Source organism: Archangium lipolyticum (genome assembly GCF_024623785.1).
Classification (GTDB): Bacteria; Myxococcota; Myxococcia; order Myxococcales; family Myxococcaceae; genus Archangium; species Archangium lipolyticum.
In genome coordinates this window covers 30,565-52,320 of sequence record NZ_JANKBZ010000025.1, presented here as the reverse complement: position 1 = coordinate 52,320, position 21,756 = coordinate 30,565, and the positions used below count along the sequence as shown (strand labels likewise).

Here is a 21,756-nt window from a genome sequence, read left to right as displayed (position 1 = left end):
GGAGAGTCAGTCGCTGGGAGCCCCGGCCAGAATCCACGAGCGGATGCGGGTGAGGAGGCCGGGGTTTTTGTCGAAGTATTCGGGGGCCTTCTCCGGCATCCGGGGGCCACACGTGGTGCCGCTGATCTTCTGCACGAGCAGCGAGGCGTTCGGGAGCCCTGGTGCCACGCGCTTGAAGGCGGAGCAGGCCGAGCTGGTGCCAGGGCTGTCGACAAGTGCGTCGTAGGAGCTGTCCGCGGCCAGGTTCAATCCACCCGAGGCGCTCTTGGCGTTGTGGCAGGCCGTGCACGTGGCATCCCATACCTGCTGAACCTGTGCGTAGGTGGGAACGGTGACTTGCACGTCCACCGAGCGCGTGACGGAACTCCTGTCATCGGACACGGTGACCTGGAAGGTGACGACCCTGTTGGCGCTGATATCCAGGGATTGCCACCTCGCCGAGGTGGCGGTAGTGCCGCCCAAGAACGTGCCCGCGTCCACGGGAGTCGTCGTCCAGGCGTATTTGAGGGCGTCTCCGTCCGGATCCGTGGCGCCGATGGAGAGCTTCAGGGAGTCCCCCGCGACCACCGTAGCGGACGCAGTGATGGCCGCATCCACGACGGGCGGGGTGTTGACGCTCGTCACTGGCACCTCCACGCTGTCCTGGACCGTGCCTCCCTTGCCATCCGAGACAGTGACCTGAAGGGTGAAGGTCTGGTCGCCGGTGAGCGCGGGGGCCGTCCAGGTGGGGTTCGCCGCGGTGCTGTCGCTGAATCTGCCCGCGGGCGTGGGCGGGCTCTGCGTCCAGGAGTAGGTGAGCGTATTTCCTTCCGGATCGTTGGCGGTCACCGCGAGGGTGGTGCTCTCGCCCTCGTCGAGCGTGTCTGGCGTGGCCGTCACGGCGGAGATCGTGGGCGCTTGATTCTCGGGGAGGTTCGTCACGGACACGTCCACGCTGTCCTGGGCCGTGCCTCCCTTGCCATCCGAGACGGTGACCTGGAGGGTGAAGGCCTGGTCGCTGGTGAGCGCGGGGGCCGTCCAGGTGGGGCTCGCCGCGGTGCTGTCGCTGAATCTGCCCGCGGGCGTGGGCGGGCTCTGCGTCCAGGAGTAGGTGAGCGTGTTTCCATCCGGATCGCTGGCGATCACCGCGAGGGTGGTGCTCGCGCCCTCGTCGAGCACGTCCGGCGTGGCCTTCACCGCGGAGAGGGTGGGCTGTTGATTGGGCGGGGGAGGAGGAACGGTGATGGAGACGGGCTCGGAGCTCGTGGCATTACCCGCCGCATCGTAGGCCGTGGCGATGAGCTGGTAATTTCCCTCTGGGGCAGTGCTCGAATTCCAGTTGCAGGCGAAGATCGCCCCCGAGCCCCGCGTCGTACCGTCCGCGCAAACGAGGGTGCGGGAGACGCGGAACTCCATCCGCGCCACACGGCCGGAATCGTCCTCGGCGGAGCCCTGGAGCCTCCGTGTGCCCGTGATGATCTCTCCCTGCGTCACGTTGGTGATCTGGACGTTGGACGGAGCCTGGGTGTCCGCTTCAGGGGAGGGACCACAGCTGCTCCCGAGACACAGGAGCAGGAACGCGAGCAGCGACCTTCGGAGAAGCCTGTGCATGGGCCGGGATTATGTCACGGTCCGGAAGCGCCTGAGCCTGCCCCGGTTTTGTGAACACACCTGATAAGTCGGCTACACAGGAGGTAGTGTCCATGGAGCGGACTCGCACGGAATGTTCTTGATCGAACCACACAATCCGTGAGAACTATTTTTCCGAGATAAACGGAATATTACCGCTTTATCGAAAATCGGAAATGAGTCCATGACAAACCGACGCATCGAGTTTGCAGCTTTCAGTGGGTGGCGGTGGAGCGTGGTTCTGCTCACGGCAGTGATTGGGTGTGGTCAAGAGACGAAAGCCCCGGCTCCCGAACAAGACCCCCTCCAAGCACTCGAGCAGCGGTCGCGGCAGCTGTCTCCGCCCACCGGATGTACGGAAATCACGATGGGCGAGCTTCAAAATGGCATCCAGCTGTCGCCCGTACTGTACGGGCCGCAGCCGACGTATCGCGGAGAGTTCTCGAACCTTGGAGATCCCTCGTTCGTGGATACCGCGTTCATCCGGTTGGACGTGAACACCCCCCCGGGGCTCCATGACCTGGCCAACGGCGGCACCAACCTGTTCACGTGCGAGCAATGCGTTTATGGCTACCAGGATTTCAATGGGCCGGCGAAGAAGACCTTCGTCGCCGAGTCGGGCACGCTCTGGCTCGCGGTCAAGGTCTCCCCTCAGCAGACCGCCGGTGCGCTCGCCAATGTGACCTTGCGCGAGTCGGTGGCCGCACCACCGCTCTCCGCGCCGTACACCGGAACCGCGCCGGTGCCGGGCGGTGAGTGCCGGTGGATCCGGTTCGCGACCTGGGACACGATCCGCCCTGGCGGCTGCGATCCGCGTGAAGGCTCGTCGACCGCGAATCCGCCGGGCCACACCTGCGTCGCCGATGACGCCGCGGCCAGCGATGGCACGCTCGAGAAGTCGCTCGGCACCAAGAAGCAAGGGGAGGCGTGCACGTACACGCCAGCGGCGAGCGCGAACCAGCTCGCCTCGACGGACTGCGCCCCGGGCTACGCCTGCTCCAGCGCCTATACCGAGGCGCGGCAGTGCCTCGCCACATGCGACTTCCTGGCCGCGAATCCGGGTTGCCCGGCCGGCACCGTGTGCGGCGTCTACGGTCTGTGCATCGAGCAGTCGGTCATGGAGCCCATCGGCTACCTCTTCGACCCCGCGCTCATCGGCGAGACCTGCACCGCCAGCTTTGCCGAATTCTGTGGCGTCGAAGGTGCGCGAGGCGTCTGCGTCGACCTGACGCGCTCGGGCCATGGCACCTGCTATCCCTACACCCGTGCCCGCTCCGAGTGCGGCGCCGGCGAGGAGCTCGGCTTCGTCTCCTACCCGCTCGCCAACGGTGGAAGCGATAGAACCTCCGGGTTTTGCTACCCCGACGGACGGTGACACGAGGAAGCGGCCACACTGAGCGTATGGGAAGGATGGGGCCCTGTTGAGGTTCACGGCCCCATGTCGAGAGGAAGGGCCGGACAAGGGCGCTCGATTCCGGTGCGATTTTCACAGACTTGTTCCCACGCTATTCTCACTTCCTTGGTATTCAAGGTCGCGAAGTCAGCGGACCCGGTGAGGAAGGACCCAGAAGAATGCGCACCCTGAACAAGCTCGCAGTCGCGGCGGTATCTGGCCTGTTGATCGGTGGTTGCGGAGTCACGGACATGGACCTGGGCGGCGAAGGCGTCGCCAGCCAGATCGAACGGGACTTCGGTGGCCCGAGCGGCCTCATGGATTTCTTCGAGAGCCACACGGAGGAGGAGATCCGGAAGGCGATGGAGCCCTACGGCGTCGGGTACGTCATCCGCGGGGACGTCACCGCGGAACTGATCAGCGACTGCCCGAAGTTCTTCCCGTCGGGCGACAGGAACATCTGGCACAGCTTCGACGGCGAGTACTTCTTCATCGACAGCGCGGGCCGGCCAAACCGGGCGTACAAGTACATGCCGGCGATCATCGCCGCGCCGCGCATCGACTCCTGTCAGACGAACGTGGGGCAGTGGGGCGACGCGGAAAACCCCAGCAACGACTATGACGGGGGACACCTCATCGGCTCGCAGCTCGGGGGCTGGGGAGGCCGGGCGAACCTGGTGCCTCAGGATACCAACTTCAACCGTGGCAACTGGTTGCAGCTCGAGAACAAGATGGCCAAGTGCGGGAGCCTGCCGAGCGGCCGGCTGCGTTACTACATCGGTGCGAACTACCCGAACTCCACCACGCTCATCCCCAACAACATGACGATGGAGATCACCAACCAGTCCACGGGGAGCAGCGTGTTCATGTCTTTCTCGAACGTGGACTACGGCGGCTCGAACGGAACGAACGATAGGACCCGTGGCGTGAACTGGCTGTCGAGCCAGGGGTGCAACTGACGGAAGATTGTCGAGTGCACCTTTGGCTGGGCCCGGGGTTCATCCGGCTCGGAGCGTTCAGCCCCCTCAAGTCCCCGGCAGGGCCGGGGCCTTGGGCCAGTCCAGCTCGGCCACCACCTCGGCGTCCGTCAAGCCCGCCTCGCGAGCGCGGGCCAGCTCGCCACCCGCGCCGTGCCCACCGGTGCGCACCACGCGGCGCGCCAGGGGCTCGCCGCGACGCAGCCCTCGGTGGACGAGCTGCTCGTGCTCGCCGAGGACCACGGCTCGTCCCGCAGCTTCGGCTGGCCCGCTCCCCTCTTCCGGCTTCGGCTCTGCCCCCACTTGAGGGAGCAGAAATGGCCGCAGTTTCGCGCTTGGAGCGAAGACGCCATGGAACCTCGCCTGGGGCGCCACGCCCGCCTTCTCCGCACCTGCTTGGGGAGACGCCGCGATTTCCTATTATCCATTGAAAACAGATTTCAGGCATGAATAGGATCATCGCGTCACTGGTCAAGAAACGGAGCTCCCCATGAGTCTGCACTTGTCTCTGTGGTTCAAGCGTGCTTTCCGCATCTGTGTGGCCATGCTTATCCTGCCAGTGGCCGCATTCGCCCAGACGCTTCCGCCGGCGTCGCAGGTGGCCGGCCAGATCACCATCGGCTGGAACCTCGGGAATACGCTCGAGGCCATCTGCGGTGAAACCGCGTGGGGTAACCCGACCGTCACCCAGCAGTTCATCAACAGCGTAAAGGCCGCTGGGTTCAATGCCGTGCGCATTCCCGCTGCCTGGGATTGCCACGCTGATCAGAGCACGCTCACGATCGATCCGGCATGGATGGCTCGCGTGAAGGAGGTGGTGGACTACGCCTACGGTCAGGGGATGTATGTGGTCCTCAACATCCACTGGGATGGTGGCTGGCTCGAGGAACACCCGTTGTATTCGCATCAGCAGGCCGTCAACCAGAAACAGCGCGCCTACTGGACGCAGATCGCCAACACCTTCAAGAACTACAACGAGCGCCTGCTGTTCGCCGGCACCAACGAGGTACATGCCGACTACGGCACGCCGACGACCGAGCACATCACCGTGCAGCAGTCGTACCTCCAGACCTTCGTCGACGCCGTGCGCGCGACGGGCGGGAACAACGCATCACGGACACTCGTGGTGCAGACCTACAATACGAACAGCTGGCACGGCCTCGATTACTTCTTTCTGCCGTCGGACACGATCGCGAACCGGCTGATCGTCGAAGTGCATCACTACGATCCCTACGACTACACGCTGAACACAAACAACATCTGCTCGTACTGGGGCGCACCCTATCCGTCGCAGGGCACATGCGCCTGGGCTCAGGAGGCCTACCATGACGACCTGTTCGCACGCGTGAAGGCGAAGTGGATCGACCAGGGTGTCCCGGTGATCATCGGCGAGTACGGCGTGGCTACGCGTCCGAACCTCAACCTGGAATCGCGGCAGTACTACCTCGAATACGTCAATCGCGCCGCGGCTGCCAATGGCATCAAGACCTTCTACTGGGACAACGGCGTCAACCCCGGTCAGACCAACGGCTTCGCATTGTTCAACCGGAACAACGGAGCCGTCGTCGATCAAGGCGCTCTGGATGCCATACGACGAGGCGCCGGTACCGGCAATCCGAACAGTTTCATGCTCACGGTCACGAAGTCGGGCGCGGGCAGCGGCACGGTGACGTCGTCGCCGTCGGGGATTGATTGTGGAAGCACGTGCAGCGCGAGCTATTCGAGCGGCACGTCCGTGACCCTCTCCGCCGCTGCGGCGAGCGGCTCGACATTCGCCGGCTGGAGCGGTGCGTGCAGTGGCACAGGAACCTGCACGGTGTCGATGACGGCCGCGCGTTCGGTCACTGCGACGTTCAACACGAGCGGAAGCGGCACGGCGTGTTCCAACCCCATTACGTTTTCAGGCAACACAGGCAACTTCAACACGACCGGCGCTGTGTGTTATCGGACCAACGCCAACATCAACGGTTGGGGTTGCCACAACTTCGACGGCCGGACGATCACCGTAGGTGGGCAGGCGCGGACCTGTAGCCAAATGCCTCTGACGCGCTCGTCCGACGGTTACTACTACTTCGCCGTGTCGGGTGGGACGTATCCGTGGGCGGGCTTGTACACGTGGTAGGCCTCGGCGCATGAAGCCGTGTGGAGGGTGAGGGCTGGAGCGTATGGAAGGATTGGGAGGGCTGCCTGGGCTGCCCAGTTCCTCTTATGCGCCCTCCCACAGGGCCCTCATTCCTCTTATGCGCGGCACGGTTGGTGATAGTGTCCGGATATGAACAATCGCTTCACGTCCGCGATCCTTTGCTTGACCCTCGCGAGCTGCAACTGCGGGAGCAGTGGGATCACTCCCCCCATGCCGCACTTCGATCCCCCCAGCGCCACCACCCTCCCCGAGGTGGGCTCGCTCGTCTCAGTCATCAACCTCGACGACGAGCCGGTGGTCTGTTTCACGACCGACGGCACGGCCCCGGACTGGAACGGGGGCGACTGCCCGAACCGGCTCGACGCGAACCGCCAGATCGCGGTGCCCCACTGCGGGTTCAACGTCATCCGCATCGCGTGGTCGACGGGCACGGACGAGGCCAGCTACGTGGTCGAGAGCGAGGACTGCAAGGCAAGCTGCGACCCGGTGCTGCCCTGGTCCAACGGAGAGCTGGTGCGCGCCTTCGCTCTCTGGCAGGACGAGATCAAGTGCAAGATGAACGGGTGCGAGAACCCGGCGGCCACCGGCAATTGGTCGGCGCAGTGCGACACCGGGAGCGTCGCCTGGAACGTGAGCCTCGATGGCCTGCGCGCGGTCAGCACGTTCACCTTCGACGCCTGCGCTCACGCCGTCACCCTCGACGTCGAGGAGGACGGAACGACGGTCGCGCGGACGTTCAACCTCGTGGTCGACGGCCAGCTGCTCCAGGACACCGACTTCAGCGGCAACGGTAACGAGGGCGGGTCCGTCACGGTGTCAGGCGATTTCATCGGCACGGTGACCTCGCGCATCGTGATCAAGAACAAGAAGCGCGGCGGCGGCAGCTTCGAGGCGGCATGCTCGGCAGATCCTCTGGAAGGGATGGAGTGCGCACCGTCGGGCTCGAAGATCGCCTACGACTTCCCGGACTGGAGCTGCCACGGCGGTATCTGCCCAGTCTCCGCCGTGGCCGGCTGCGAGAGGTCCGACGTCGACAGTGACACCATCGTCGATGCTGACGACAACTGCCCCGAGCATCCGAACACCGCTCAGGCCGACGTCGATGGCGACGGCATCGGCGATGCCTGCGACGACGCCCCGGGTTTCGTCGTCATTCGCTTCAAGACGAAGAACCGTTGCCTGCTCGCCGACGACGACAAGGTCCAATCGACGAGCACGTGCGAGCCCGCCGACCCGCTCCAGCAGTGGCAGATGTTCCCCGACGGCGACGACGCCTTCGGGTTCCGCAACCTCGCGAACGGCGAGTGCCTGAGCCAGTCCGGCATCCTCGCCGGCCCCTGGACCGTCGTCACCGACCCGTGCGACGGCAGCGACGAGCAGCGCTGGATGCTCGAGAGGCACGACCAGGGCGGCTTCGACGAGCATTTCCCCATCCGTCTGCACAACGTCGCCAACAACTTCTGCGCGTACACCGATTTCACGGGGAACGTGTTCGGCACGGCCGCCAACTGCGGGCTGTGGGGGACCGAGTCGAACCAGAAGGTCGGGTTGTACTACGGAGGCGCGTTCGACACGCCGCCGTACCAGCCGTGAGCCGGTAGCGTCCGAATCCCACGGGCGGGCGCGGCTTCTATCTCATGCGGCCTGGGAAGGACGTGCCAGGTCCTCCAGGAAACGCACGACGCGGGCGTTGACGTGCTCGGGCTGCTCGCCGGACAACAGGTGGCCGGCATTGGGGACGAGCTCGGCCTGGACGTGGGGGACGAGTTGCCGCGCACGCGCCACCAGGGCCGGGCCGCTGGTGATGACCTCCTTGTCACCCACCAGCAGCAGCGTGGGCGCGAGCAGCCGCCGGAGCTCCTCCTCCGGGAAGGGACCCGGCCGCGCCTGCAACCGCGAACGGAAATGCTTCATACCCGCCGCGAACACGGCCGAGGATTCCCGAGGCGGGGTGTTCCCCGGGGCGCACATCCACCGCTCGGACCAGTCGAAGACGGGGCGGTACGGGAAGAACATGCACGGGATGGCGTGGAGGATGAACTGAAGCCCCACCTCCGCGAAGCAGCCCGCGGGCGCGATCAGCACCAGCGCATTCACGCGCGCGGGCACCTTCAGCGCGAAGTTGAGGCTCAGCCAGCCTCCCAGCGACTGCCCGCCCACCATGGCCGACTCCACCTTCAACCCGTCCATCACCTCCCCGAGCCAGGCGGCGCAATCGTCACGACTCCCCAACGGCCGCTCCACCTCGCTCCAACCGAAGTCCCCCGGCACCTCGGGCATGTAGACCCGATGCGTCCGGGCGAGCGCGGCGATGTTGGGGGCCCACATGGTCGAGGTCCCCGTCATCCCGTGCAGCAGGAAGAAGGGAGGTGCCTCGCGAGGCCCACTCACGAGCACGTGCGTCCGCCCGAAACGCGTGGGCACGAAGAGCCTCTCGACGGGGACGGGCCAGCGCTCCAGGGCCCTCTCGTAGACGGTCGTGAAAGCGCTCTGCCCTTCCGGAGTCTTGAAGGAGGGATTCATCATGGTGGGTGTCTTTGCACACAGATGATGTACGAGCACAAGAGGGCAACCTGGCTCGGCCGGCTCAAGGGGCCCCCTCGCAGGAATGGAGGAGCCGGTGCGCATGTCCTCGACATGGCTCATCGGCGGGTCGGGGGGCGACCCCGGCCTGGCGTCCCGAAATCGGCCGCGCAGGACGCTGACGTCAGCCCCGATGCGGAGGCTGCCCCCTTCCCAACGGGCAGCGTTGTACACGGCCACATCGCTTACCCGATGAAACGTCCGCTGTTGCCTGATTCCTCCGCCACGAGCGGATGATGGCTGAGCCACGCGATTCATGGAGCTTCAGGCGTTCCCTGGAAATGCTTGTTTTTTCATCATCTTCCGTGCGACGACGTCTCATCCACTCGGAGTGCACACGCTGTTCACAGGGAGAAAGGGAGACCCATGCGAATCCATATTCGCAACCTGGCTTTTCATGCTGCTTTCGTATCGATGTTCAGCCTCGCGGGGTGCGGGGGTGAAGCGCAGCAACAACAGCAGCGGCAGCTGCCGACCTGGGAAGAATTCCGCGCGCAAGCCTATCAGGAGCCTGACACGGGAATATTCATCATCAACGGTGACGAGCCCGCCCTGAACGAGGCCCGCCTGCGCGAGTTCTATGACCAGATGATCGGCAACAACACCCGGCAGCCCCTCGCCGCCCTCTACCTCCCCGGGTGGGCCTACAGGTGGAGCATTCCCGCGGCGCTCAACCTCACCTATTGCATCAGCTCGGCCAGTTTCGGCGGTTACTACTCAAGCGTGGTGAGCGCGATGAAAACCGCTGCCGCCGATTGGAAGGCGACCGGCGCGAACATCAAGTTCGTCCACTCCTCGTCGCTGGACTCCAACTGCGACAACACCACCAACGTTGTCTTCAATGTGCGTATGGTGACTGGCCAGACCTACCTGGCCCGCGCTTTCTTTCCGGGCGATCCACGTTACGCCAGCGAGATCCTGATCGACTCCAGTTCCTTTGGAAACATCACCCCCTGGACGCTGACCGGCATCCTGCGGCACGAGCTTGGACACGTGCTCGGCTTCCGCCACGAGCACGTCCGGCCCGAGGCGGGCGGCGCGTGCGCTGAGTCAGACTCCTACTGGCGGGCGCTGACTGCCTATGATTCGGCCTCGGTGATGCACTATCCGCAGTGCAATGGCACGAACCTCAACGGCGATCTCAAGCTGACCCCGACGGATGCCGTCGGCGTCAGGTCGTACTATCCCGTCGCGCTCCTGGCGGGGCAAGGTCTCGCCGCCGGGCAGAGCATCTCGTCGAGCGATGGCCGGTTCTTGCTTGCCATGCAGACCGATGGGAACCTGGTCTATTACTGGAACGGCCACGGCCCCTTGTGGTCGACGGTGACCGGGGGCTCGCAGGGGAAATCGGCCTGGATGCAGGCCGATGGCAACTTCGTTCTCTATACGACGACCTCCCCGGTTCTCGGCAGTGCCCTCTGGTCGAGCAACACCTACGGGAATCAGGGCGCCTATCTGGCCATCCAGAACGATGGCAACCTCGTCGTCTATGCAAAGGACGGCATCACCCCGCTCTGGAACTCGAACACGGGAGGACACTGAAGGAACTGGCGGGCCACCGGAGCCTCCGCACCACGTGCGGGGGCTCAGCAACCCCCTCATGAGCCTCCGGGGGACTACCAGCCAGGACGGCTACCACCATCCTTTGCGCCTGGCCCAAACGAGCAGGGCGGAGGACATCACAAGCATGACCAACAGAGCCAGCAGCAGGAACCCGAAGTGGGTGCTCTCGCTGACGATGACGTTCATCCCGAGGATCGACGACAGGGCCGTGATCGGCAGGGTGACCGCGGCGATGACGGCCAGCCGTTCGGCGGCGATGGTCATCTTGGTGTTGGTGCGTGCCTGGTAGAACTCGATGGTTCCCTGCAGGTAATCCTTCTGCGCGTCGGCCATGGCGCGCAGGCGATCGAACTGATCGACGATGTCCTCGACATACGACTGGCCCGCGGCCTGGAAGACAGCGATGGTAGCCATCTGGCCATACACTCCCGATTCGATGCGCCCCTGTACGGCCCGGACTTCGACCATGGCGGCGTCGGGGCTGACCGCCGGGTTCAGCGGACCGTGGACGGTGACGAGATAGTTGCGGCCGATGAACTGGTCGAGCTCGACGTAGTGCACATGCCCCCTCGCTCCCAACTCTGGAGCATGCAGGATGACGAACACGTGGTCGGCATACACGTGCACCTTGGGAACCGGGTTGCGCTCCCCGCAGTCACGGACGGCCAACGGATGGAGCTTGAACACATCCGACAGGACTCGCTCCGCCTCGGCATCCCAGGCAGGAATGTCCACCCAGACCAACCCGTCCTCGCGCCCAAGCAGAGCGGCAAGCTCGTCGACCGAGTGCGGCTCGATGGCTGTGGGAGACAGAAACCTGATGTCCAATCCGAGCCTCCGCGGGAGTCCGCCACGACACGCCCAGCCGCCCTCACCTCCCCTCGGTGCGCGCGGGTTCCCGCAGGAGCGCGGTCCCCCGCTCGCGCCGGTGCAAGGGCACGAGTGACAGGCCGAGCGCGACGATGCCCGCGAGGACGTCATTGAGAACGGGGGCGAGCTCGTTCCCGTACCCGAGGGCGAAGGGCGCCACGATGAGCCAGAGGGCGAGCACCCCGAGGAAGCGCATCCTGCCAACGGTGACGCCGACAAGGGCGAACGTGGCCAGGAAGAGGCCCACAATGATGTCGTTGGACCGGGCCGCCGGCACGTCATACCCGAGAACGAGGGGAGCGAAGACGAGCCAGATGCCCAGAACGATGATCGACGCGCGAGCCCACATGGTTGCCTCCTTCGACTCCGGGACGACGCCCCTCCTGCGAAGGTGGTGGGGGGTCCGCGGCGCTCGCAAGCCGCGGGGAACGGGCGCGAGGGCATCGCGATGAGCCCTCGGCGGATGAGGGCCCCAGGGACGGCTGGGCTGCCAGGACCCTCCCTCCAAGTGCAGGGCAGTGGACGCTGATCGCCTCCTGCGGTGGTCGAGACGGCGAACTACTGCCTGCGCCACAACGACCCACTCCACCTCTGCTTGTGTGGGAGGGAGCAGGACGAACCCCGCTCGCCCCTCCCCTCCCGGCACCTCACAGATTCCGGTGGAGCCGCTCCTGTGCCTTCACCTACGCCAGCACCCGCCGCCTGCCTCCACACCTGACGCAGGTAAAGCCCGTCCAGCGCGAATGTCCGGTGCAGCAGCCCGGCCCCATCCACTCGCGGCGTCCGCTCCTTCTTCGCTTCCGCATTCGCCGCTGCCTCTGGCGCCAGGCTCGCCTCTTGTGGCTTCGGCCCTGCCCACGCTTGGGGGAGCACCGAAGCTGATCCTCAGTGTTCCGCTCTCCCCGCGAGCCGCTCGCTGAACGGCGGTGATCACGTCCTTGCGTTTCGCCAGAAGCTCCCGGGCGTCCTCCATGAGCCGACTCCCCGCCGAGGTCAGGGCCACGCGCCGGCTGGTCCGGGTGAGCAGCTCAACCCCAAGCTCGGTCTCGAGCCTGCGGCTCTGCTGGCTGGAGGGGGGCTGAGCCATCCCCACCCGAGCGGCGGCCCGGCCGAAGTGCGGCTCTTCCGCCACTGCGACGAAGAGTTGGAGCTGGCGAAACTCCATATCCAGACGATATCCGTCTGGATCGACTTCGAAAGATATATTGGTAACGCATGATCCAGCCTCCTACCCTCGGGTCATGCCACGCTCGCTCTTCCTCCTCGGCATCCTGAGGGTCGGAGCAGATAGAGCGCCTTCTGGTCGCGGCTCAGGAGCACGACCTCCAGCTCGTCCGCGGGCAGGTGGCGGGCGAAGCGCTCCAGCTCCTGGCGTGCCTGGACGCTGCTCTCGGGCGAGCCGACCTGCGCCACCTCCGGCAGCTCCTCCGGGCGCTCCGGGGCCCCCCCCGACTGTCGGCGCCGGAATGTGGCGTCACAATCCTCCCTCCCCGACGTCTTGGGCTTTGGGCGGCCCGGGTGCCGTTCGGGGCCCTCTTCCTGGCCCGGTGACGACAATCCGCGCACCGGATTGGCGGAGGGGGGCGCTCGCCCTGAATTCGAATTCAAGGTTTGTGCAACGGAATTCAAAGCTGTCGATCCTGCGAGGGATCCCACGGAGGAATGAGTGAAGCTCTCTGGCCAGAAGGTCAATCACATCAATGCGCTTACCCATGATGGCAAGGTCGTGTGCTTCGGCACCGACGTCGACGGCGTCCTCTGGTACACCGTCAAGCGCAGCGGCTTCGAGGACACCGCCATCCAGGAGGGCGCGGATCCGTTCGGCTTCGAAGCGTGGAAGAAGGTCCGGCTGGGCGAGTCGTTCGCCGACCTGTCGGTCATCGCCGCGGAGAAAAGCACGCTCGCCGACGCCAGCGGCAAGGTGCTGGTGAAGACCGTCTACGGCGACTCGGCGGAGGCCACGAAGAGCGCCGACGCGCCGGTGCAGCTCGTCTCGGCCATGGATCACCTGTACCTGTTCCGGCAGTCGCCGAGCGGCAAGATCCTCGTGAATCGCTTCGTGCTCGACGGTATGACCAATGAGCTCGTGCCCAAGCTCGAGGTGCGGTTCCGGCGCAGCAGGCAGCGGCTCGAACCGCAGGAGTCCACCACGTCAAAAAACGGCTTCGGCGCTGATAACCTCGACTACCGCGACATCGACGGCAAGAGCTTCTATGAGGGGGCCATCGAGCTCGGCTTCGCAGGCGCCGTGGCGAATGGGTGGTTCTCGCCCATCTTCGTGCCGACGGCCCAAAACGATCGGAACAGGTGGCACCTCTTCGTGGTCGACGCCGCGACGGCCAAGCTGGTGCTCTACACCGTCGGATCCGGCGCGGACGGGCTGTTCGACGTCAAAGATTACCTCTATGGCCAGAGCGATCCGGAGGACCCGGAGCGCACCCTCTACCGCGCGATCCCGGGCATCATCCGCCGCACGATCGACCTCACGGGGCTGACCATCGCGGGCGGCCCGGCGGCGACGACGTACGATCTCCAGAAGGAGCAGATGACCGACGCGGGGCCGCAGCTCATCCGCGACGCCATGCGGGTGATGCTCGCCGTCCCGGTCAAGGCCATCGGCAGCGACGTCGTGAGGACAGCGGCGCTCTCCTTCGCGATCGCCGCCGACGGCACGCTCTCCCAGATCGATCCCACGCCGGACCAGAGCACGGTGCTGCGCAGCGACACTCGCGAGGTCGTCACGCCGCTCACGCTGCTCGATGACATCAAGGAGATCGCGAGCGCGTCGCCGCCACCGGTGGGGACCGTCGTCGCCACCGAGCAGGGCGAGGACGACCAGCTCCAGATCCGGTCCAAGGAGCCGCTGCCGGCGACCCTCGAGGCCGGCGCCAGGGTGAAGCTCCGCGGAACGCAGAGCTACGACGGGTATTACAAGGTGATCAGCGTCGACGGTGCGACCTTCAAGGTCGACGCGAGCTTCACGAACAACGAGGCCGGCTTCTGGGAAGTCGTGCCGGAGAAGCAGACCGGGCTCGTGTTCGACAACATGGTCGTGGGCACCGAGAAGACCGCGGACGGCAAGCTCTTGATCCGTTGCCCGGCGCACGATCTCAAGGCCGGCGACGAGGTGCAGATCTCCGGCACCCGCGAGTACGACGGGATCTTCCCCATCGCCTCGATCGTGGCCGACCAGAACGGCTTCGTGCTCGACGCGCCGTACTTCACGGGCGAGGCGGGGAACCTGGGCAAGGTGGTGCGCAGGGGGCTCCGGATGGACGGCAACGATCGCATCGAGACGCCGGACCTCGAGCTCGCGCCGCCGAGCCCGCAGCGGGAGCTCGGCCGCACGCTCTCGGCTTGGGTGCGGGTGGACGCCGCTGGCAACCTGGAGCAGAGCCTGATCGCGGACAGCGGCGAGCTGATGAAGCTCGGGCTGGGCAGCGACAACAAGGTGAAGCTCGTCGTGCGGATGAGCGACGGCGCGGTGCGGACGGTCACCGATCCCGGCGCGATTGCCGTGAACACATGGGTGCATTACGCGGGGACGGTCGACTACACCACGGCAAAAGGCGGCGCGACGCGGATCGCGCTCTGCCGCGGCGGCGTCGAGGTCGCGCAGCTCGCCGTCGGGCACGCGATGCCCTGCCACCTGGGCGACCAGGTGCTCGCGCTCGACGGCACGGACGATTACGTGGAGGTGCCGGCCTTCGCGAGCCCGACGACGGCCCTCACCGTGTCGACGTGGGCGCGCAGCGAGACCGCCACCTGGAACGCCCACGGCTGCGTCGTATCCAAGCGGGACGCGTTCATCCTGCACCCCATCGCGGGGACCAAGCAGCTCCAGTTCTACATGAATCTGGCCGGCGTCGGCTGGAGAGTGATCGACTGCACGCTGGACGATATCCAGTCCTGGCACCAGTACACGGGCACGTTCGACGGTAAGATGCTCCGGCTCTACGTTGACGGGGTCCTGGCCACGGAGGCTCCGGCCGTCGGCTCGATCCAGGCGGACTCAGGGGTCCTGTATCTCGGTTACGACGACGGCGCGGCGGGCTGCCTGCTCAACGGGCAGATCGCGGCCGTGGAGCTGTGGAGCCGGGCACGCACGGCCGCCGAGATCGCGGAGGGCGTCTCGAAACGGCTCTCCGGGCGCGAGGCGGGGCTCGTGGGGTACTGGCCGCTCGACAATGGCACGACCCAGGACCTCGCACCGGCGAAGCGGCATGGGACGCCCAAGGGGAACCCCGCGTGGAAGAAGGCGGCCTATCTGCATCCGCAGATCGTCCCCCCGGCGTCTCCGGGCGCGAAGCTCGCCAAGGTCATGACGTTCGATGGCGTGGATGATTACATCGACGTGGCCAGCGCCACGCCGCTCTTCACCGGCAGCTTCACCGTGGCCGGGTGGCTCCGGGTGACCGGCGGCAGCGGCACCGACCGCGTGGCCCTCTCGTGCACCGGCCCCGGCGCTCACGGTATCGGGATCGCCGCCACGTCGGCCAACCATTGGTTCTTCGCCGCGGGGCAAGGGAGCTCGTTCGCCATCGTGAACGGGCCGGCCGCGGTGGAAGGGGCCTGGGTGCACATCGCCCTCACAATCGGCGCCGGCGCTCTGAACGTCTATTTCAACGGGGCCCTCCAGGGGACCGCCCCGTGCGCGTACCAACCGCCGAGCTGGCTCATGCGCATCGGCGCGGGCGTGGTCCTGGGGAGGCCGAAAAACCACTGGAACGGCTGCATCGCGGACCTGCAGATCTGGAGCCGCGCGCGCACCCAGGCCGAGATCCAGGAGGACATGAAGCGCAGGCTCAGCGGCCGCGAGATCGGCCTCGTCGGCTACTGGCCGCTCGACGCTGGCGTCGACGATCTCACGCAGGGCAAGCGGCACGGGTCGATGAATGGCAACCCCGCGCTGGTGAGCGTCGGCTCGGCGTACACCATCGGCCAGGGCTTCTCCGGCGAGATCGCGGACGCGCAGATCTGGGATTTCGCGCGGGCCGCGGCGGACATCCAGGACACGATGCACCTCGTGCTCACGGGCAAGGAGCAAGGGCTCGCGGCCTACTATCGAATGGGCGCGATCGTGTACGAGGAGAGCCCGCCGATCGTGCCGGACTTCTCGCACTACGGCCGGAACGGCGTGGTGTTCGGCGACCCCTACGCGGGCGCGCGCCGCCTCACGCGCGCGACCGGGTCGGGCATGAAGGCCGTGAAGTACAGCAGCGAACAGCTCGTGGCGGTCAGCCAGCGCGGCATGTACGAGGAGACCTTCGAGTTCCGCGTCACCTCGCCCGACGCCGCCTTCGATCCGAGCAACGCGGACGGCACGGGGCTCAAGCTCTTCGCCTTCTCGTACTGGGGTAAGTCAAGCCGCGGCAGCGACGAGGTCATCGCCTTCCCTGCCGGGAGCGCCGTGGAGAGCGACTTCCAGAGCCTCGGGGGCGGCTGGTACAAGGCGGCCGCGAGGGTGGTCGTGCCCGACGGCGTGAGCCTCATGCGCGCGTTCGAGATCGCGGACGTGCGCGGCAAGTGGGGCGCCGAGGCCTCGGCGCCCGCGGCCGAGTGGACGGCGATCGACATCCGCAAGCACCGCATCCGCCTCATCTCGGACGTCGTGACGTGCGACAGCTACACGGACGTAACGGCGCTCTCGTCGCTCCCCGCACAGGCGCAGGTGGTGCAGGACAACCTGACGCTGTTCCGCAGGGCGGAGTCCAGGCTGTCCCGCGTCGAGCTGCATATCGCGGACCTCATGGCGCGGATCGACGTGGCGCAGAACAACCAGCGCTACATCGCCGAGAAGAACGCGCTCACGGCCAGCCTGCCCGGCCTCGTGTCGCAGAAGACCGCAGTGCAGAACGAGCGCACCGCGATCCTGAACGACCGCTGGAGCTACTGGGTGAAGCTGCTCGCGAAGCACAGCAGGATGGTTGTCTACGATAACGGATGGTGCCTGGCTCAGGCCTCGTGGACGCGGGCAGCGAGCCAGCAATGGCAGTTCGAGCCGCTGGGGAATGGGACCTACCGGGTCCGCAACAAGGCTCGTGAGATGTCGAAGGTCCTGACCGTCTATAACGGCGAGCACATGGATCTCGACAGTGATGCGGCGGCCAGCAGGGCCCATCTGCAGGAGTGGCAAGTCCTGGACGCGGGCGGCGGCTACAGCTCGCTTCGGGCCGCCTTCAATCACAGGGTCTGGGACGTGACGGGCGGATACACGTCGGAGGACACCCGGGTCGGGCTCTGGGATTCGCTGGGGCTCGATCACCAGCGGTTCCTCATCGAAAAGCTTGACGAGCTGCACCCTTCAGCGAAGAGCGCCATCGATGCCAAGGACGCGAAGATCGCGTCGCTCAGCGCGCAGATCACGGCGGGCCAGCAGCGCCTGGACTGGCTGAACCAGGTGCTCGCCGCCAACGAGAGCCTCGCCTCGCTCCAGAGCCAGCTCACGGCCGCGCAGACCGACCTCGGCAAGGCGCGCCTGGAGATCGCGGCGACGAACACCACCTTCATGAGCCAGCTCACCCAGGTCGGGCCGGCGACCATGCCGCTCGTCGCGACCGACGAGCGGAATCTCGAGACGGCCGGAGCAGTGCTCGATTTTGCCCAGCCTACCGGTGGGGTCCGGCTCTCGGAGAGCTGCGACGGCAACCTGCTGCTCACCTACTTCGACACGCAGGGCCGGATGCGCGCCACCGCCTATGACGCGGCGGCGGACAGCCGCAACGCGGCGTTCGAGCAATGGATCCCCGACGCCGTGCTCGCCACCGTCGACCTCCGCGACAGCGGTGACAAGGTGACGCTGGCTCAGGCCGTGAGCCTGCCCGTGAGCGGGTGGACGTGCGAGGCCTGGGTGCAGTACCCGCTGGCCACGAAGGTCGACGGGGGGATGTACGGCATGAGCGTGGTCGCCGCGGCCGACGGCAAGCCCGACGCGCCCATGGCGGTGCGAAAGGGGAGCCGGCTCGGTCTCCTCGTCGACGGCTGGTTCTTCGACAGTGGCGCCGACCTCGGGCGAACGCTCGCGGCGGGGTGGCACCACCTCGCGGTGGCGACGGCCCGGAGCACGGCCACGTTCTACGCCGACGGCGTGAAGATCGGCAGCCGCAAGACCCTGCAGCCCGCGCTGCGCTTCAGCGGCTCGGCCGATCACATCGTGGTGCCGGCGCACGCGAGCCCCACACCGACCATCACGGTGTCGGTCTGGGCGCGCGCCGCGACCGCGAACTGGAACGGCAAGGGCTTCCTGGTGAGCAAGCGGGACGGCTACGTCATGCACCCCATCACCGGGACCCGGAAGATGGTGTTCAATGTCTGCATCAACCCGGGGGGCTTGCTCACCGGTGCGAGCTGGCAGCCGGTCGAATACACGCCGGCCGACATCCAGGGATGGCACCTGTACACCGGTACGTACGACGGCAGCTACATCCGCCTCTACATCGACGGGGATCTCGTCGCCGAGAAAGCGGTCAAGGGGGCCCTCCAGGTCGCGTCGGGCCCGCTGTACATCGCCTACGACGATTACGAAAACGCCTACCTGCACGGCGACATCGCGGAGGTCTCCATCTGGAGTTCGGCGAGACCCCTGGGCGACGTCCGTGACGACCTCTACCGCTCCTTCAAGGGCGACGAGGCGGGCCTCGTCGGCTACTGGCGCATGGAGAAGGTCGACGACGGCGGTGTGGTCAAGGTCAAGGACCTCACGTCGAACGCGCGCCACGGCCTCGTGAAGGGGGCGCCGGTGGACGCGACCATCACGAGCATGCGCGAGATGTCCGTCAAGGTTCTGGGCAATCTCTCCGTGGGAGGCAGCCCCATCGGGCGGCTCAGCCAGGTGCGGCTGTGGAACCTGGGCATGACGGACGCCGAGGTCGCGGTGCACGCCCGCACGTCGAGCTCGGGGAGCGAGCCGGGTCTCCTCGCATACTGGCCGCTCCAGGAGGGCACCGGCGGGAAGGCGTTCGATCGCTCGGCCGGTGGCCAGGCGCACGGCACGCTGGTCGGGGCGGAGTGGGTGGCCTCCACGGCGAACATCGGCAACCTGGGGGGCCGGGTGCTGGTGCTGCCTGACCGGGGGAACGCTTACGTGCAGTGCCCGCCCGTCGCGCTCGCCGGCAAGAGCTTCACCTTCGAATGCTGGGCGCGGCGCAGCGGCGCGGGCATGGGCGCCGATCACCAGATCATCGCGGCGATGGGTACCGCCAGCAACAACGGCGGGCTCCACGTCGGGTACCGGAGCACCAACATGCTCACGATGGCGTTCTTCGGCAATGATGTGGACACGGCGGGGGTGTACACCGATACGGACTGGCACCACCTCGCCTTCACCTACGATCAACCCACGAAGAAGCAGCGGATCTACGTCGACGGGATATTGGCCGCGGAGAGGACGGCGGCGGCCGACTTCGCCGGGGCCGGCAACCTCGAGATCGGCAGGGGCATTGGCAGCGTCCACTACTTCCCGGGGGAGATCGCCGAAGTCAGGATCTGGGACCGCGCGCGCACGCCAGCCGAGCTCGTGGCGAACATGCGACGCCGCATGACGGGCGCCGAGACGGGCCTGCTCGCGTGTTATCCAATGGACGAGGTGAACGGGGACAACAAGGTCCGCGACCGGAAGTCGGGCTTGTTCCAGGGCCAGCTGCACGGGAGCGCGACGCTGCTCCTGTCCACCTTGCTGCCCATGGCCGGCGCCGACAGCCTGGTCACCGCCGAGTACAGCTCGGTGGAGGTGAGCGGCGAAGGGAAGAAGCAGGCGCTCATGCGGCGGTTCTACGGGCTCGCGGCCGGAAGCAACGTCGAGCTCTTGCCCGAGCAGCGGATCGAGGAGCTGATCTTGCGATGGGTCGGCAACACCCAGATCAACCCGACGCTGCTGGGGTACATCGAGGGCGCGCCGCCGGTCCCGTCGGAGAACCTGACGGGGGCGACCGACGAGTACGAGTACTACGGGGCCACGAGCGTGACGCTCGCGCAGTCCGACGAGACGACCTACGCCTGGCAGCGGAGCGAGACCCAGAGCTCCGCGTTCAGCGTCGAGGGCTTCGTCGGGACGGCGTGGGCCGAGGAGGCGGGCCTGGGCATCGGGTTCATGTCCACGGTCTCAGAGGGCGAGGTGGGCGCGGTCTTCGACTACGCACACGAAAAATCCAGCGGTCAGGACACCTCGGTCAGCGCGACGTCCAACCTCGCGACGAGCGACAGCCTGGCCCTCACGGGGATGTTCGAGGACACGCCCGCCTCCCCCGTGCTCGGCAAGCGCTGGGTCCCCAAGAACGTCGGGTATGCGCTCGTGCTCTCCGGCATGGCTGACGTCTTCGTCACGAAGCTCAAGCGGAGCGGCCGAATGGTGAGCTACGACATCCGGCCGGTCGACGGGGTGCCGCTCGATATCAATACGATCACGTTCCTGGTGAACCCCGCGTACACGATGAACGGGAGCCTGGACGGCCTGGTCGGATCGATGCCCGCCGATCCGACGTTCTACCCGCACGTGCCCGAGATGCGGGCGCAGTACGGCTCGCTGTATCCGGCCAGCTACTTCCGGCTCAAGGAGGCGTACGCGCTCAAGGACGCCATCGAGCGGGCGGACAAGGAGCGCGAGAGCTTCTTCTACAACTTCAATGCGAATCAGCTCGACCAGCTCGACTCATTCGCCGGGCCAGGCGCCCCGAGCATGTCCACGGGGAGCACCCCGGCGGGGTCCAGCCAGGCCGATCTGGACGCGATGAACGAGCAGAACGAGCAGAAGAAGAAGGAGGCGCAGGACGAGGCCGCGAAGCGCCAGGCGGAGATCAACGCAAAGCTCAACAGCCTGGAGGGGCGCGTGCGCGCGGGCGCCGCCTTCGCCGACTGGCAGCTCCGCATGGAGAACATCCAGAGGAAGGCGGGCAAGCGTAACATCGTCAATACGTACGTGTGGGACGGCGACGGAGGGATGCGCACGGAGGAGCAGAGCTTCGCCAGCACGATCGAGCACTCGATCAACACGGAGCTGAGCAATAGCGGCGGGGCCGGCGCCTCCACGGACGTGGCGTTCGCCCGTTTCAAGTTCGCGTTGTCACTCGTGGGCTCGGGCGGCAAGGTCGAGGGGAGCAGCAAGACACTGAGCCTCGGCAAGAGCCTCGAGCTCACCGTGGACCTGGGCGGCGTCGACAAGAGGGGCATCACCGATCTGCGCGACGCCCCGCTCTTCCCGGGCGAGAAGGTGGATCGTTATCGATTCATGAGCTTTTATCTCGAGGGGAGCACGGAGCACTTCAAGGACTTCTTCAGCTACGTGGTCGATCCGGAGTGGCTCATGAGCAATGACGAGGAGGCCCGCGCGCTGCGGCAGGCGCGCTCTGCGAAGCCGAACAAGTGCTGGCGGGTGCTGCACCGGGTGACCTATGTGGAGCGGCCGGCGCTGATGGCTCTGCGGAGGATGTAGTGCGAGCGGGGCGGGCTGGCTGGCCGGTGGTGCGGTGCGTAGGAAAATCAAGCGTCCTCGCCTTCGTAGCGAGCCCACTCGTACCCGCTGCCGCGCGCTCGCAGCGAACCCATGAGCCGAAGGGCCGGATGCGGTAGTCCCGCACGTCCGGATCTGTGGGGGGCCGGGGAGGGTGACCTCCCTGGCCTACCCG

At 66.4% G+C, this 21,756-nt stretch carries 13 protein-coding genes; 6 read left to right on the top strand and 7 right to left on the bottom strand.

Going from position 1 to position 21,756, the window contains the following annotated elements; translation table 11 throughout:
* Positions 1-6: 6 nt before the first annotated feature.
* A complete protein-coding gene (locus NR810_RS37255; protein WP_257459556.1) occupies positions 7-1,590 on the bottom strand; it encodes a PKD domain-containing protein in 1,584 nt (527 codons plus the stop codon).
* Between the two features lie 385 nt (positions 1,591-1,975).
* Here NR810_RS37255 and NR810_RS37250 point away from each other — a divergent pair, with 385 nt between their 5' ends.
* Together NR810_RS37250 and NR810_RS37245 are read left to right on the top strand one after the other, a co-directional pair.
* The gene (locus NR810_RS37250) at positions 1,976-2,983 is read left to right on the top strand and encodes a hypothetical protein (protein ID WP_257459555.1); all 1,008 of its coding nucleotides are present in this window, start codon (positions 1,976-1,978) and stop codon (positions 2,981-2,983) included.
* A gap of 197 nt (positions 2,984-3,180) precedes the next feature.
* The gene (locus NR810_RS37245) at positions 3,181-3,960 is read left to right on the top strand and encodes a DNA/RNA non-specific endonuclease (protein ID WP_257459553.1); all 780 of its coding nucleotides are present in this window, start codon (positions 3,181-3,183) and stop codon (positions 3,958-3,960) included.
* Positions 3,961-4,026: 66 nt separating this feature from the next.
* Here NR810_RS37245 and NR810_RS37240 read toward each other — a convergent pair whose 3' ends face one another.
* Positions 4,027-4,221 carry a hypothetical protein gene (locus NR810_RS37240; protein WP_257459551.1) on the bottom strand — a complete coding sequence of 65 codons (195 nt, stop codon included), beginning with the start codon at positions 4,219-4,221 and terminating at the stop codon, positions 4,027-4,029.
* A 247-nt stretch (positions 4,222-4,468) separates the two neighbouring features.
* On the opposite strand from NR810_RS37240, the gene NR810_RS37235 reads away from it, so the two are divergent.
* Both NR810_RS37235 and NR810_RS37230 read left to right on the top strand, forming a co-directional pair.
* Positions 4,469-6,100, top strand: coding sequence for a cellulase family glycosylhydrolase (locus tag NR810_RS37235; RefSeq protein ID WP_257459550.1), 1,632 nt, complete (start codon positions 4,469-4,471; stop codon positions 6,098-6,100).
* Positions 6,101-6,331: 231 nt separating this feature from the next.
* The gene (locus NR810_RS37230) at positions 6,332-7,714 is read left to right on the top strand and encodes an RICIN domain-containing protein (RefSeq protein WP_257459548.1); all 1,383 of its coding nucleotides are present in this window, start codon (positions 6,332-6,334) and stop codon (positions 7,712-7,714) included.
* A gap of 42 nt (positions 7,715-7,756) precedes the next feature.
* Here the strand turns inward: NR810_RS37230 and NR810_RS37225 are convergent, their stop codons facing one another.
* Positions 7,757-8,647: an alpha/beta fold hydrolase gene (locus tag NR810_RS37225; RefSeq protein WP_257459547.1), complete on the bottom strand. Its 891-nt coding sequence runs from the start codon at positions 8,645-8,647 to the stop codon at positions 7,757-7,759.
* Positions 8,648-9,070: 423 nt separating this feature from the next.
* On the opposite strand from NR810_RS37225, the gene NR810_RS37220 reads away from it, so the two are divergent.
* A complete protein-coding gene (locus tag NR810_RS37220; RefSeq protein WP_257459546.1) occupies positions 9,071-10,246 on the top strand; it encodes a M57 family metalloprotease in 1,176 nt (391 codons plus the stop codon).
* A 90-nt stretch (positions 10,247-10,336) separates the two neighbouring features.
* Here the strand turns inward: NR810_RS37220 and NR810_RS37215 are convergent, their stop codons facing one another.
* The 4 genes from NR810_RS37215 to NR810_RS37200 form a co-directional block, all read right to left on the bottom strand.
* Positions 10,337-11,095: a CorA family divalent cation transporter gene (locus tag NR810_RS37215; protein WP_257459545.1), complete on the bottom strand. Its 759-nt coding sequence runs from the start codon at positions 11,093-11,095 to the stop codon at positions 10,337-10,339.
* Between the two features lie 43 nt (positions 11,096-11,138).
* Entirely contained in the window at positions 11,139-11,486 is a 348-nt protein-coding gene (locus NR810_RS37210; RefSeq protein WP_257459543.1) for an SPW repeat domain-containing protein, read from the bottom strand.
* A gap of 330 nt (positions 11,487-11,816) precedes the next feature.
* Complete coding sequence (locus NR810_RS37205) at positions 11,817-12,302, bottom strand: LysR family transcriptional regulator (RefSeq protein WP_257459542.1); 486 nt, start codon at positions 12,300-12,302, stop codon at positions 11,817-11,819.
* Between the two features lie 74 nt (positions 12,303-12,376).
* Complete coding sequence (locus NR810_RS37200; RefSeq protein ID WP_257459540.1) at positions 12,377-12,550, bottom strand: hypothetical protein; 174 nt, start codon at positions 12,548-12,550, stop codon at positions 12,377-12,379.
* 253 nt (positions 12,551-12,803) lie between these two features.
* On the opposite strand from NR810_RS37200, the gene NR810_RS37195 reads away from it, so the two are divergent.
* Positions 12,804-21,563 carry a LamG-like jellyroll fold domain-containing protein gene (locus NR810_RS37195; protein WP_257459539.1) on the top strand — a complete coding sequence of 2,920 codons (8,760 nt, stop codon included), beginning with the start codon at positions 12,804-12,806 and terminating at the stop codon, positions 21,561-21,563.
* Positions 21,564-21,756 lie beyond the last annotated feature (193 nt).

Bases quoted from the DNA above. Each gene is read 5' to 3' on its own strand.
- NR810_RS37255 (WP_257459556.1), bottom strand. From the start codon at position 1,590: ATGCACAGGCTTCTCCGAAGGTCGCTGCTCGCGTTCCTGCTCCTGTGT.
- NR810_RS37250 (WP_257459555.1), top strand. From the start codon at position 1,976: ATGGGCGAGCTTCAAAATGGCATCCAGCTGTCGCCCGTACTGTACGGG.
- NR810_RS37245 (WP_257459553.1), top strand. From the start codon at position 3,181: ATGCGCACCCTGAACAAGCTCGCAGTCGCGGCGGTATCTGGCCTGTTG.
- NR810_RS37235 (WP_257459550.1), top strand. From the start codon at position 4,469: ATGAGTCTGCACTTGTCTCTGTGGTTCAAGCGTGCTTTCCGCATCTGT.
- NR810_RS37230 (WP_257459548.1), top strand. From the start codon at position 6,332: ATGCCGCACTTCGATCCCCCCAGCGCCACCACCCTCCCCGAGGTGGGC.
- NR810_RS37225 (WP_257459547.1), bottom strand. From the start codon at position 8,647: ATGATGAATCCCTCCTTCAAGACTCCGGAAGGGCAGAGCGCTTTCACG.
- NR810_RS37220 (WP_257459546.1), top strand. From the start codon at position 9,071: ATGCGAATCCATATTCGCAACCTGGCTTTTCATGCTGCTTTCGTATCG.
- NR810_RS37210 (WP_257459543.1), bottom strand. From the start codon at position 11,486: ATGTGGGCTCGCGCGTCGATCATCGTTCTGGGCATCTGGCTCGTCTTC.
- NR810_RS37205 (WP_257459542.1), bottom strand. From the start codon at position 12,302: ATGGAGTTTCGCCAGCTCCAACTCTTCGTCGCAGTGGCGGAAGAGCCG.